We start from the raw sequence: 12,335 nt of genomic DNA on the forward strand, positions 1-12,335 counted from the left end.
CAGGTCAGGAAGGGTGTGCCGGACCGGGGAGCGATGCAATCCGATTCCCGACAAACCTGCGAATAATATGCAAGCCCTCTACAAGTCATTTGCAAGCGGGACGCGGGATAGTTCTTTCACGGCGCCTGGTGCTGCAGGCGCCGTAAGGAAGACCCAAACGCTGGGTGGGGTTCGCGGCGTGAGGGCCTTCCGGGGGGTGAGGGCGTCCCGGCCAGCTAGCCGGCCGAGACGCCCCTCGTGATAAGGGTGCTCTCGCCAGGCTTATGCAGGTGAGAGCACCCTTAAGCGTCTATTGGGGATTGCTCCATTCATAGGTGGGAACACCACCGACGGGGGAGCAACGGGGGACAATATGACGCGCCGGATGCAGATGCTGGTGGGGGCGGTAGCCGTCATCGCGGCCGCAGGGCTTATCGCCGCGGCTTTGGGGGGCTGCGGGGCGAGGAAGCCACAGGTCCATGCCGTGCAGCAGGACCGCGGTGAGCTGGCCCGCATCAAGGGATTGCTACACGATCAACGTGGTCTGCCCGAGGGCTTCTCCTCCAGGCCGCGCGACGGGTGGACCACGCCCTTCCGGCCGCGTGATCCACACTGCCGTGCCGTACTCGACACCGCCGGCGGCCGTCCCCCCAAGGAGTCGCTGCTCGCCCACGCCGAGGCGACCTTCCCCGGGCGGGGGCTCGGCGAGGTGGTGGGGGTCGCGCTTGCCGGATATAGCAGCGGGGGAGCGAATCGCACTCTGGAGGAGCTCGGATCGGCCCTGACTCGCTGCTCATCGGCGACGAACAGGGAGTTCGTCGGCAAGAACGCCGGTAACGGCACCAAGCTGAAGATGCGCCACCTGCCGATGGAGCGGGTCGGTGAGAGTGCCGTCGCGGCCAAGGTGACCGGACGTTTGCACGGTTATCCGTACAGGCTGCATGTGGTCTTCGTCCGCATCGGGGAAACCATGATCTCCCTCGCTCACACCGGTGTCGCCAACCTTGATCCGGCACGCACCCAGCAGATCGCCCGAGCTGTAGCCGAACGCGTGGCATCGGCACGCACCGGTACTTGAGTAGCCTTGTCGGGTGACTGACACGACTCTCGACCCCGAGGACAACAAGATCATCGTGCTGGCCCGGTCGGCCAGAGCGCGCAACGGCTCGGCCGAGGGAGCTGCCGTCCGTGACGAGACCGGTCGTACATATGTGGCGACCGACGTGGCGCTGCCGTCGCTGACCCTGTCGGCGCTGCAGGTCGCGGTGGCGATGGCCGTGTCGAGCGGAGCGCGCGCGCTGGAGGCCGCAGCGCTGGTCACCGAGGCCGAGACCCCGACCGACGCCGACCGCGCGGTCGTCGCCGACCTCGGCACCCCGATCCTGCTCACGGCCGCCCCCGACGGTTCGGTACGGCAGAGCCGATGAGTGACGAGTTCAAGGCCGGGTTCGCCTGCTTCGTCGGGCGGCCCAATGTGGGCAAATCCACTTTGATGAACGCGTTGGTGGGCACCAAGGTGGCCATCACCTCTTCCAAGCCGCAGACCACCCGCCGGACGATTCGCGGCATCGTGCACCGCCCCGACGCCCAGCTTGTGATCGTCGACACCCCCGGTCTGCACCGTCCGCGCACCCTGCTCGGCGAACGCCTCGACAGCCTGGTGTTGTCCACGTTGAGCGAGGTCGACGTCATCGGCTTCTGCATCCCCGCGGACGAGGCGATCGGCAAGGGAGACAAGTTCATCGCGGACAAGCTCGCCGCGGTGAAACGCACGCCGGTGATGGCGATCGTCACCAAATGCGATCTGGTGTCGCGGGAGAAACTCGCCGAGCAGCTCCTGGCGGTGTCAAATCTGGGGGAGTTTGCGGAGATCATCCCGGTTTCCGCGAAGGCGGGGGAGCAGTTGGACATTCTCTCCGACCTGCTCATTAAACGGCTGCCGGAAAGCCCCCCGCTCTATGTCGGGGGGGAGCTCACCGACGAGCCCGAACAGGTGCTTGTCGCGGAGTTGATCCGGGAGGCGGTCCTCGAAGGGGTCCGCGATGAACTGCCGCATTCGATCGCGGTGGTCGTCGAGGAGATGGGCCTGCGTGAGGGACGCGACGATCTGCTCGACATTTACGCGTTCATGTTCGTCGAACGGCCCTCCCAGAAGGCCATCGTAATCGGACGCAAGGGCGAAAGGCTCCGAGAGGTCGGCACCCGGGCCCGCCACCAGATCGAGGCGCTGCTGGGCACGCGGGTCTATCTGGACTTGCGGATCAAGGTCGCCAAGGACTGGCAGCGGGACCCGAAACAGCTTCGCCGGCTGGGGTTCTACGACTGACCGCCCCTGGGGCGTGGCCGGGTGCGGGATGCCGCGCTCGGTCGCGTCTTTCGTGGTGATTTGGCTGGGTGCTGCTATTGCTGGTAGTTCTCGATCTCGTCGGCGGGTCTTGGGCGGGCGTAGTCGGGATCTTCGCCGATGTCGCGTTGTGCGCGGCGTTGCCGTAGCAGGTCCCAGCACTGGTCGAGGGCGAACTCCAGCGATCTTATGCGTTGGTTCTCCTCTACTGAGGTCACCTCGCCCGTCGCCAGTCGCCGCCGCAGCTCTCGCTCCTCGGTCACGAGGTCGTTGATCCTGCCGAGGATCTCGTCGTCTCGCATGACGCCCCCAAGATCGCCGAGCCCCCCGTCGTGGAGTTCAAATGGTGGGCTCCGTCCCTAGATTCGACCATATACGTCATGTGTACCCTCCCTTGCGATGTACCGATGGTGGGGGCCGCCGTCCACGATCATGAAAGCGCTGGTTGTCGAGGGTTGCGAGGTGCACGGTTGGACATGTCCCACCAGGATCGGGTCGGCAGATACGGCGATGTGGCGAGTGCGTTGGCGTTGCGCAGTGATCGGCAGCTCGCCACGATGGTGGATGAGGCGCAGGTTCTGGGCTCAGGGATCGGCGGCAGCTTGGTCCTGTTGACCGTCGAAGGTGTGCCGGTCTTCGCGAAGCGGGTGCCGCTGAGCGATTTGGAGCGCCGCGCGGGCAATGTGATGTCCACGGCCAACCTGTTCAAGCTGCCGACGTTCTGTCATTACGGGGTTGGATCGCTGGGATCGCCGGGATTCGGTGTCTGGCGGGAACTCGCGGCCAACGTCATGGCGACCACGTGGGTGCTGGCCGGGCGCAGTGCGGCCTTTCCGGTCCTGTACCACTGGCGGGTGCTGCCGGGAGCGCCTCCACCCACCGAGGAGCACGCCGACATCGAGGCCGTCGTGCGTTACTGGGGCGGGTCGCCGGCTGTCCACGAGCGGCTGAGTGCGCTTGCGGGGGCCTCTGCCAGTGTCGTGCTGTTTCAGGAGTACATCCCGTACAACCTCGGGGATTGGCTGGCCGTCCGGCTTGCCGCAGGCGAGGAGGCGGCATTGGCGGCGTGCGACATGGTCGAGACGTGTTTGCCGGCCGATGTGGCGTTCATGAACAGCCAGGGGCTGATGCACTTCGACGCCCACTTCGGCAACATCCTCACCGATGGTGAACGCCTGTACATGACCGACTTCGGGCTGGCGAGCTCCCCTCGGTTCGACCTTTCAGGGGAGGAGGTCGGGTTCCTGGAGCGCAACGGCACCCACGACATGGGGTATGCGTTGATGCGGCTGGTCAACTGGCTCGTCACCGACGTCTGCGGCGTCACCGAGCCGGGGGGCGGCGGGCCGGTGCTGCGCAACGAGTACATCCGCGCGTGCGCGGAGGGCGCGGACCCCGTCGGCGCTCCGCCGGCCGCGGCCACGGTGATCCGGCGGTATGCGGCTGTGGCGGCCGTCATGAACGACTTCTGCTGGGATCTGTTCGGGGCCGACCGGGCCACGCCGTACCCGCATGAGGAGATCGGACGTGCTTTGAGCGCGATGGGGTGATCACGGCGACTGCTGCCTGCGGTGTGCCCCGCTCGCTTTCTCCTGCCCTGCCTCTTTCGTGCCCTGCCTCTTTCGTGCCCTGCCTCTTTCGCGTCCTGCCTCTTTCGTGCCCTGCCTCTTTCGTGCCCTGCCTCTTTCGCGTCCTGCCTATTTGTGCCGTGCCGTACGGCATGGGCCTCGTCTGGCGGGGTGACCACCAGTCCCCGACCGGCTCGGTCGGGTGCTCCGCGACCGCCTCCGGGGCGACGGGCCGCCCCGGTCGCGCCTTGGCCGACTGAGCACGGCCCTCCGGTGGTCGCCTTTATGAGCCGAAGCCTTGCCGTCTGTCTTTGATGTCCGCAGGGTTGACCATGATCACTGGGGCGCCTCATCGGCTTGACGGCCGGATGTGGTGTGGCGCGGTGCGATCGGTGCCGCCTGCCGTCGCCGTTGTGGTGTTCCTCGTGGTCGGTGACGGCCGGCGGGATCATGTGTGATCCGGTGCGCGGTGCCCGGTCCTGACGCGCTGAGCGGGCGGGTCAGGTGATGATCACGTTGACGTCGTGGGCGCGGAGCCCGGCGACGGCCGCGTCAGGAGCCGAGGTGTCGGTGATCACCGTATTGATGCGGGACACTGGCGCGATGCGCACCGCGCTCCGCTGGCCGAACTTGGTGTGGTCCGCGAGCACCACCAGGTCGCGAGCCACTCGGATCATGTTGCGATCGGTTTCCGCCTCCGCCAGGTGTGCGCCGAGCATGCCGTAATCGGGATCGAGGCCGTAAGCGCTGAAAAACGCCGTGTCGATGTGGATGTCGGCCAGCGCCTGGGTGGTCAGGTGGCCCAGCAGCGAGAGTTCGGTGTTGCGCATGAGGCCGCCAAGCACAAGCACCTCCACCTCGTCGCCCGATGTGCCGATGGCATGGGCTACGGCCACGGAGTTGGTCACCACCGTGAGGTCGCGCACCCGCCCGAGGTGGGGCACCATCTGCGCGCAGGTGGAGCCTCCCGTCAGCAGCACGACACTGCCGGGTTTGACCAGCTCCGCCGCCCGGGCGGCGATGCGGCCCTTCTCGTCGAGGTTGCGGATGGCCCGCTCGACCAGGGAGACCTCGGTGGCCTCCCCGCCCGAGATCGCCATCGCGCCGCCGTGCACGCGGCGCAGCAGGCCACGCTCGTCCATCTCGTCGAGATCACGCCGCACCGTGGACACGCTGACGCCGAGGATGTCGGCGAGGTCGTCGACGCTTACCGATCCGTTGGTGCGCACGTGGTGAAGCAGGGTGCTTCTCCGCTTCTCACTCAGCATCGGGTCCGGCCTCCCTCTTGTGTCCTGGGGTACATGAGGATCCCATCTCGACAGGCTTTCAGAAAACTTCAACTTCAATCATCGGATGAAGTCTACCGCGCATGGTTCATCCTATTTGTGCAATTCATGCCTTGGATTGACAGTCCGAGGGTGGCGTTCTATGGTCGTGGCTGAAGTTTCTGAGAGTTTCTGATCGATGTTGATCGATCTCTCGGGCGACCAGCCGTTCTTGCGCGGAAGGGTGACTCAGATGACACTCACGACGGGATCCGCCTCCTCGGCCGACGAGCTCGGCAAGCACACCGAGGCCGAGGTGAAGAGCCAGCCCGAGGTCTGGGCCAAGGTCTTGGACCTCGTGGACGACGCCCGCTCCCTCCTGCCAGCCAAGGGCGCTCGCGTGCTCGCCCTCGGCTGCGGCACGTCCTACTACATCGCCGACTCATACGCCCGGCTGAGACAGAGTCTCGGGCATGGCCGCACACGCGCCATGATCGCCACAGAGCTCGATCCCGCCGAGCTGGACGACCACGGTCCCTTCGACGTGGCCGTGCTGCTGACACGTTCCGGCACCACCAGCGACCTCGTCCGGCTGGCCGGCGACCTCTCCGGCAAGATCGAGACCATCGCCGTGACCGGCACCCCCGCCTCACCCATCACCGAGGTCGCGGACAGCCATGTGCTGCTCGACTTCGCCGACGAGCGTTCGGTGGTGCAGACGAGGTTCGCGACCTCCGCGCTCACCCTTTTCCGAGCCTCGGCCGGCGACACCGTGGCGGACCTTCCTGACGCGGCCCGCGAGGCACTGGCCGACCCCTTGGTGGCCGACCCGGCAGACCACGACCACCTGGTCTTCCTCGGCACCGGTTGGACCCTCGGCCTCGCCGACGAGGCCGCACTCAAGTGCCGCGAGTCCGCCCAGTTGTGGACCGAGGCCTACGCCACGTTGGAATACCGGCACGGCCCCATCTCCTGCGCCGGCCCACGCAGCCTGATCTGGTCCTTCGCCCCACTTCCCGCCGACGTCATCGCGTCCATCGAAGCGACCGGCGCGACCCTGCGGATCGCCACCACCGATCCCCAGGCCGAGCTGGTCCGGGTGCACCGTCTCGCCATTGCTTACGCACGGGCACGCGGCCTTGACTGCGACACCCCTGTCCACCTGTCACGCGCAGTGATCGTCAAGTAGACCGTCCGGTCGCGCCGGGGTAGGGAACAGGGGGCCTGGGGTGGACGTCGCCGCCGACTCCTCGCGGGGGCGGAGTCGGCGGCGACATCCGCACGGATGCGGCAACCGGCTCTCTTCGCCCCGCCGGCGGCCTCCGCAGGAGCGTGGTTGGGAGGGCGCCTACCTCTCCTCGGTTTGTCGGTGGTGTCCGCACGAGCGTGGTAGGGGCAGTGCCTGCCTCTTCTCGGTTCGTTGGTGGCGTCGGGGGGAGCGTGGTGGGGCCGGTGTCTGCCTGCTCTTGGCTTGTCGGCGGTGTCCGCATGAGCGTGGTGGGGGCAGTGCCTCTGTCCTCCCCGCTTGTCAGTGGCGTCCGGGGGAGCGTGGCAGGGACGGTGTCTGCCTCCCCTCGGCTTGTCGGTGGCCTCCGCATGAGCGTGGTGGGGGCAGTGCCTACGTCCTCCCCGCTTGGCGGTGGCGTCCGAAGAAGCGTGGCAGGGACGGTGCCCGCCTCCCCTCGGTTTGGCGGTGGCGTCCGCACAAGAGTGGCGGGGGCGGGGTCTACCTCTCCTCGGCCCGTCGACTGAAAGAGACGGGCATGGAGCTGTGAGGGTGGGTACGGCGAAGCCTCAGCATGACCTAGAGGCGACGTGGCCGACCGTCTGGTTGTCGGTTTGCTGGGAAGGAGCGGTCTGTTGATCGTCACGGTCACTCTCAACCCTGCCCTGGACATCACTTACGAGGTTCCCGGGCTTTCCCTCGACGCCACCAACCGCGTGAGCACCGTCGCCGTGCGGGCCGGGGGCAAAGGCATCAACGTCGCCCGAGTGATTCGGGCCGTGGGAGGTCCCGGCACGGACGTGATGGCGGTGACCTTTGCCGCTGGTCGGCAGGGGGCGATGTTCCGGGCTCTGCTGGAACGATCCGATGATCTCGGGAGATCTAGCACCTCCGGGCACGTGCACGGCCTTGGGCGGTCAGACGAGGCGGATGGCCTTGGACAGCCGGTGAGTGGAGAGCGGCCCGATGGCCTTGGTCGTTTGTCCGCAGAGGGAGACGGTCACCGCGACGGCGGGGTGCCACATGAGTTGATCCCGATCGGTGGGGAGATCCGTCGCACGCTGGCCGTGGTGGACACGGTGACCAACACAGTGACCATGCTCAATGAGCCGGGTCCCGTGATCGCACCTCATGAGTGGGCGGAGTTGTGCGACCGGGTGCATTCACTGTTGTCACACGCCAGGGTGCTGGTCCTGTCGGGCAGTCTCCCTCCCGGTGTGCCGGGTGACGCTTATGCGGTGCTGACCCGCATGGCCCGCCAAGCCGGAGCACTGGTGGTGCTGGACGCGGGCGGCGAAGCCCTCCGAGCAGCACTCCCCGAGCGGCCCGACGTGGTCAAACCCAATGCGGTTGAGCTCGCCGCGGCGATCGGTCTCCAGCGGTCAGCGGAGCAGTCACCTGGGGACGGTTGGCTGGCCGAGGCCGTGCATCGGGTGCGCGCCGAGGGCGCCCGGTGCGTGATCGCCTCCGATGGCCCCCGAGGATTGTGGGCCGCCACTTCAGCCGGTCTGTGGCGCGCGACGCCGCCACAGGTTGATTCCGGCAATCCCACGGGCGCGGGTGACGCCGTGGTCGCCGTGCTGGCCCTCGGCCTCTCAGGCCGATGGCACGGTTGCCGCACTCCCGAAGCTCTGGCCGAAGGCCGTCACGACGCGGCCGACGGTTCTCAATGCCCTGACTCCCACTCACGGGAGCACACGTCCGAGAGGGCCGCCGGCGACGAGCGCACGGAGTCGTGGAGTTGGCCACACCTTCTCCGCCACGCGACGGCTCTGTCCGCCGCCGCCGTTCAAGCTCCCCTCGCAGGAGAGGTTGACATGGCGATCTATCGAGCGAACCTCCAGAGGGTGGTGGTGAGCGGCCCAGACCAAGAGACCGGCAGCTCTGTCGCCGCCACCTTAAAAGACCACCCTGCCGAGACGACCACCTCCGCCAGCCACCTCGCCGGTCCGCATGTGGCCGGCCTGCCAAGGACCGAGCCCGAGGGGTCTGCCACTGACCGGTCTGCGTCTGGAGGACGTGGTGCCGATTCACCTGACTAACCAGTCGACGGCGAGGCAACCGGCTGGCGGCGAGATCTGGAACCCGGCCGCCCACGTGAGCCAATTCATGGCGCGGTGGGACAGACGAGCTGGACTTTTCGGGGTGGCTTCCGCGATGCGTGGAGCAGAGAAGGAGTAAGGAAATGGCACTCACACCGACGGCCGAGATTCTAGGTGAGGCAAGGGCAGCTGGACACGGCGTTGGAGCGTTCAACGTCATCCAGATAGAGCACGCTCAGGGCATTGTGACGGGGGCGGAGAAGGCCGGGCTCCCCGTGATCCTCCAGCTCAGCGAGAACACCGTGACTTATCACGGCGCGTTGGCGCCGATAGCCGCCGCCGTTCTCGAGATCGCCAAGACCGCCCGTGTTCCCGTCGCAGTGCACCTCGATCACGCGACAAGCGCGCCCCTCGTGGAGGAAGCCGTGGCTCTCGGCTTCGGTTCGGTCATGTTCGACGCCTCGGCTCTGCCGTACGAAGCGAATGTGTCCTCCACTGCGGAGGTCGCGGCTCAGGCACGCAAGCGCGGGGTGTTCGTGGAGGCCGAACTCGGTGAGGTGGGCGGCAAGGACGGAGTTCACGCCCCCGGTGCCCGCACCGATCCCAAGGAAGCCCTCGCCTATGTGACGGCGACCGGGGTTGACGCGCTCGCCGTCGCGGTCGGCACCTCTCACGCGATGCTCACACGAGACGCGGTCCTCGACCTCGACCTGATCGCACAACTGCGCGCCACAGTCCCCGTCCCGCTGGTCCTCCACGGCTCGTCCGGCGTGCCCGACATGGGCCTCCAAGACGCGGTGCTCCATGGCATGACCAAGATCAATATTGCGACACACCTGAACAAGGCGTTCACCGAAGCCGTCACGGAGAACATGAGACAACGCCCCGGAAAAGTCGACCCCCGCGCCTACCTCGGCGCCGGCCGCACGGCGGTGGCCACGCAGGTCACGCGTTTGCTTCGCCTGCTCAGTCTCCAGGCATGCTGAGAGGGGCAAACAGGTGGTGGTGGCCGCACGGCGGTGGCCACGCAGGTCACGCACTTGCTTCGCCTGCTTAGCCTCCAGACAGGCTGAGAGGGCTGACAGGGGGTGCTGTGACGGGTGTGGGTGCTTCAGAGCGTGGTTGAGGAGGACAGTCTGAGTGTCCCGGCTCAGGACATAGGCGCCCTCTGTCGCAAGACCTAGGCACCCCGGTGGGAGAGTGTCGCCAGGCATAGCAAACCACCGTGAGCACGAGTCTGATCGATGTGTCCGAAGCCAGACTCGCCATCCGTGGGCGGATTGTCGGTCGGGGGCTGGGTGCCTGGAAAGTCTGGGATCAGCGTTGCCGGGCTCTTAAGAAATTCACCATCCTGAGCAGTTCCGTGACCACGATGTCGGGGGCGTGCCTGGGAACCATGTGGCCGCTGTCCTCCGCCCAGACGTGTTTGCCTTGGGGAAGGGAGTTCGCCAGGCGCCGAGGGCTTTCGGTGAGGGTGGTGTGCATGCTGTTGGCCCGGTTCTTGTCGGCGGAGATCACGGTGACGGGGATGTCGGGGAGTGGTGTGGTGGCGCTGGTTCGGCGCAGGGAGGTGAGGCTGTCGGTCAGGTGGCGTTTCTCGGCGTTGTGCGCACGGAAAGCGGCGGTGTCGAACTCCTCGGCGCGGATTTCAGCGCGCATTTCCGCGGGAAACTTTCCGTAGACCTGACGTGTGCTGAGGGCGCTCAGGACTCCTGTGCGGCCATGGGGCGGACGATTTCGCGATGGCCGACGGCCTGCCGGGCATCATGCAGAGTGCCGACCGCTCCGCCGATCAGGCTCATGCTCTTGTTGTAATAGAAGTCGCAGTCTTCCGCCCTCTGGTCGACCAGGACAAGGCCCGCGACGAGTTTCGGTCGCCGGTAGGTCAGGGAACGGCAGATAGGGTTTCCCCGAGGCTGTGCCCGATAAGGACGAACGGGCCTTCGCCTGTGCTGTCGAGGAGTTCTTTCAGTTCGTCGACGATGCGGTCCGGGTGTCGTGCGGCGGCCGGTCGTCCGGGTGCGGTTCTACGTGGTGGACCAGCATGCGGTTCCGGTGTCGTGCGGCGGTTGGGTCGGGGTCGCTGCGGCCGAAGCCCGAGCGGTCGTAAGCGAGTGTGCTCGTCGTGCGGGCGATCTCCCCTTGGACAAGGCCCCATGTCATGCGGGAGCCGTACCCTCCCGATTCGAAGACGACGGGCGGTGTGCCGCTGCCCAGGGTGACGTGGTGCAATCGGCGGCCGGCGCGTAGTGTGGTGTGGCCGGATGTTCCGAACGAACCGCTCACAACGAAACCTTCCATCCCCGCGAAGTGAAGATCGAATCTGTTTACGGTCTAGCATGGGTGACTCTTGTGAGGAGGTCGATTGTGTCGTTTCCACCGCCCGGCATGGTTTTAGGTGATGTTCCGGCTCGCGCTTCCTCACAGGAGGGCGTCGACGGCTGACCCTCCGCGATGAAGCGCTTCTCATGGCCATCGATGGTTTTTACATGAGGAGCCGAAGTGCTCGATGTCCATTGGATCGAGAACAACGAGAACAAGTCCGCCCATTGGCGTTCTGAGAGCGGCGCATTGCCGCCTGCGCGTGTGGTGGTCGCCGACGATCGTATGAGTGCCGATGCCGCTATCGGTCTGGCGCGTCAGGGGATCGGATTGTTGTGGCGGGGTGATTATCACCGTGCCCGCGCGCTTTTGCAGGCCATGGGGCGGCGAATGAAAGCTACGCCGAAGGTTTCTCCGGCTGATTCACCGGCGCATGTGTTTCATTTGCACCGGCAGGCACGTTCGCGCCGGGCGCGGACACTCGGGATGCTGCTGGTGCCGTTCGAGCGTGGATTTGTCATGCCGCTGCGGCGTGCCCCCGACGTCCGGCAGGCATGTGTGGAGGCCTACGACACCCATGACGCGGTCGGGGAGCTGCCGTTCGTTACCTCGCTGCGGGAGGTGCTGGGCATCGTCGGGGCACACGAATGGCGGAGGAAAGGGGTCGAGGTGCCGGCGCTCGGTTCTCGCATTCATCCGCACTACGGGGTTTTCTCCCCGGTGCGTGGGGAGTACGTGGACCTGGTGGCTCAGGTTCCGCTTCCGAGTCGTTCGCTGGCTTTCGACATCGGCACCGGGACCGGTGTGCTGGCAGCGGTTCTGGCTCGTCGAGGGGTGCGCCGGGTGGTGGCGACCGATCGTGATCGGCGCGCGGTCGCTTGTGCTCGCGACAACATCGGCAGGCTGGGGCTGGAGGGACGTGTTGAGGTCCTGCAGACGGATCTGTTTCCGCCGGGGCGTGCGGCTTTGATCGTCTGCAATCCGCCATGGATCCCCGCCAAGGCCGCTTCGCCGCTCGATCATGCGGTGTTCGATCCCGGTAACCGGATGCTGCGTGGCTTTGTCGGCGGTCTCGCCGGCCACCTGGAGCCCGGCGGTGTGGGCTGGTTGATCATTTCCGACCTGGCCGAACACCTTTCACTGCGAAGCAGGGCAGAGCTCCTGTCGATTTTCGACGCCGCCGGGTTGCGGGTTGTCGGGAAGTTGGATGTGCGGCCTCGGCATCCGCGTGTGTTCGATGAGGCCGATGCGCTGCATGCGGCGCGGAGTGCGGAAACGACATCCCTATGGCGACTCGTCCACAGTTGATGATCACGTGGTTGGTTGCGTGCGCGGTGGCAGGCCGAGCTGGGTGGGCGCACACGGACGCGCATGCGGGCACATGCTCGGCTGTGCCACCGGCCACGGGCCACGGGCCACGGGCCACGGGCCATTGGCCTTCGGCTACCGGTCACGGGCTTCCGGCCTTCGGTCTCCGGGCACGGGCCACGGGCCATTGGCCTTCGGCTACCGGTTACGGGCCTTCGGCCTCCGGTCACGGGCCACGGGCCTCCGGCCATTGGCCTTCGGCTACCGGCCACGGGCCTCCGG

Annotated in this window: 12 protein-coding genes; 8 read left to right on the forward strand and 4 right to left on the reverse strand. The window is 66.7% G+C overall.

The window, feature by feature from the left end:
* Positions 1-352: 352 nt before the first annotated feature.
* Genes Ssi02_RS00945 through era form a run of 3 tightly spaced genes read left to right on the forward strand, consistent with a single transcriptional unit; the run spans position 353 to position 2,305 of the window.
* Positions 353-1,057, forward strand: coding sequence for a hypothetical protein (locus Ssi02_RS00945; RefSeq protein WP_204020011.1), 705 nt, complete (start codon positions 353-355; stop codon positions 1,055-1,057).
* Between the two features lie 13 nt (positions 1,058-1,070).
* Positions 1,071-1,406, forward strand: a complete 336-nt coding sequence (locus Ssi02_RS00950) for a cytidine deaminase-like protein (protein ID WP_204020013.1) — start codon at positions 1,071-1,073, stop codon at positions 1,404-1,406.
* The gene (gene era / locus Ssi02_RS00955; RefSeq protein ID WP_204020015.1) at positions 1,403-2,305 is read left to right on the forward strand and encodes a GTPase Era; all 903 of its coding nucleotides are present in this window, start codon (positions 1,403-1,405) and stop codon (positions 2,303-2,305) included. The genes Ssi02_RS00950 and era overlap by 4 nt, the downstream gene beginning before the upstream one ends.
* 74 nt (positions 2,306-2,379) lie before the next feature.
* Here the strand turns inward: era and Ssi02_RS00960 are convergent, their stop codons facing one another.
* Positions 2,380-2,625, reverse strand: a complete 246-nt coding sequence (locus Ssi02_RS00960) for a DUF2630 family protein (RefSeq protein WP_204020017.1) — start codon at positions 2,623-2,625, stop codon at positions 2,380-2,382.
* 174 nt (positions 2,626-2,799) lie between these two features.
* Between Ssi02_RS00960 and Ssi02_RS00965 the strand changes: the two genes are divergently transcribed.
* Complete coding sequence (locus Ssi02_RS00965; RefSeq protein WP_204020019.1) at positions 2,800-3,873, forward strand: protein kinase family protein; 1,074 nt, start codon at positions 2,800-2,802, stop codon at positions 3,871-3,873.
* A 518-nt stretch (positions 3,874-4,391) separates the two neighbouring features.
* Here Ssi02_RS00965 and Ssi02_RS00970 read toward each other — a convergent pair.
* Positions 4,392-5,159 carry a DeoR/GlpR family DNA-binding transcription regulator gene (locus tag Ssi02_RS00970; RefSeq protein ID WP_204020021.1) on the reverse strand — a complete coding sequence of 256 codons (768 nt, stop codon included), beginning with the start codon at positions 5,157-5,159 and terminating at the stop codon, positions 4,392-4,394.
* 250 nt (positions 5,160-5,409) lie between these two features.
* Here Ssi02_RS00970 and Ssi02_RS00975 point away from each other — a divergent pair, with 250 nt between their 5' ends.
* From Ssi02_RS00975 to Ssi02_RS00985, 3 genes are all read left to right on the forward strand, one after another.
* A complete protein-coding gene (locus Ssi02_RS00975) occupies positions 5,410-6,345 on the forward strand; it encodes an SIS domain-containing protein (protein ID WP_204020024.1) in 936 nt (311 codons plus the stop codon).
* A gap of 671 nt (positions 6,346-7,016) precedes the next feature.
* Positions 7,017-8,423 carry a 1-phosphofructokinase family hexose kinase gene (locus tag Ssi02_RS00980; protein ID WP_204020026.1) on the forward strand — a complete coding sequence of 469 codons (1,407 nt, stop codon included), beginning with the start codon at positions 7,017-7,019 and terminating at the stop codon, positions 8,421-8,423.
* 143 nt (positions 8,424-8,566) lie between these two features.
* Positions 8,567-9,409 (forward strand): class II fructose-bisphosphate aldolase, encoded by an 843-nt coding sequence (locus Ssi02_RS00985; protein WP_204020028.1) that lies wholly within the window; start codon positions 8,567-8,569, stop codon positions 9,407-9,409.
* Positions 9,410-9,740: 331 nt separating this feature from the next.
* Here the strand turns inward: Ssi02_RS00985 and Ssi02_RS00990 are convergent, their stop codons facing one another.
* Together Ssi02_RS00990 and Ssi02_RS00995 are read right to left on the reverse strand one after the other, a co-directional pair.
* Positions 9,741-10,082 carry an alpha/beta fold hydrolase gene (locus Ssi02_RS00990; protein ID WP_204020030.1) on the reverse strand — a complete coding sequence of 114 codons (342 nt, stop codon included), beginning with the start codon at positions 10,080-10,082 and terminating at the stop codon, positions 9,741-9,743.
* Positions 10,083-10,391: 309 nt separating this feature from the next.
* Positions 10,392-10,709: an alpha/beta fold hydrolase gene (locus tag Ssi02_RS00995; protein WP_204020031.1), complete on the reverse strand. Its 318-nt coding sequence runs from the start codon at positions 10,707-10,709 to the stop codon at positions 10,392-10,394.
* A 216-nt stretch (positions 10,710-10,925) separates the two neighbouring features.
* Here Ssi02_RS00995 and Ssi02_RS01000 point away from each other — a divergent pair, with 216 nt between their 5' ends.
* The gene (locus tag Ssi02_RS01000; RefSeq protein ID WP_204020033.1) at positions 10,926-12,053 is read left to right on the forward strand and encodes a methyltransferase; all 1,128 of its coding nucleotides are present in this window, start codon (positions 10,926-10,928) and stop codon (positions 12,051-12,053) included.
* The last annotated feature ends 282 nt before the right edge of the window (positions 12,054-12,335 follow it).

This window comes from Sinosporangium siamense, assembly GCF_016863435.1.
Lineage (GTDB): Bacteria > Actinomycetota > Actinomycetes > Streptosporangiales > Streptosporangiaceae > Sinosporangium > Sinosporangium siamense.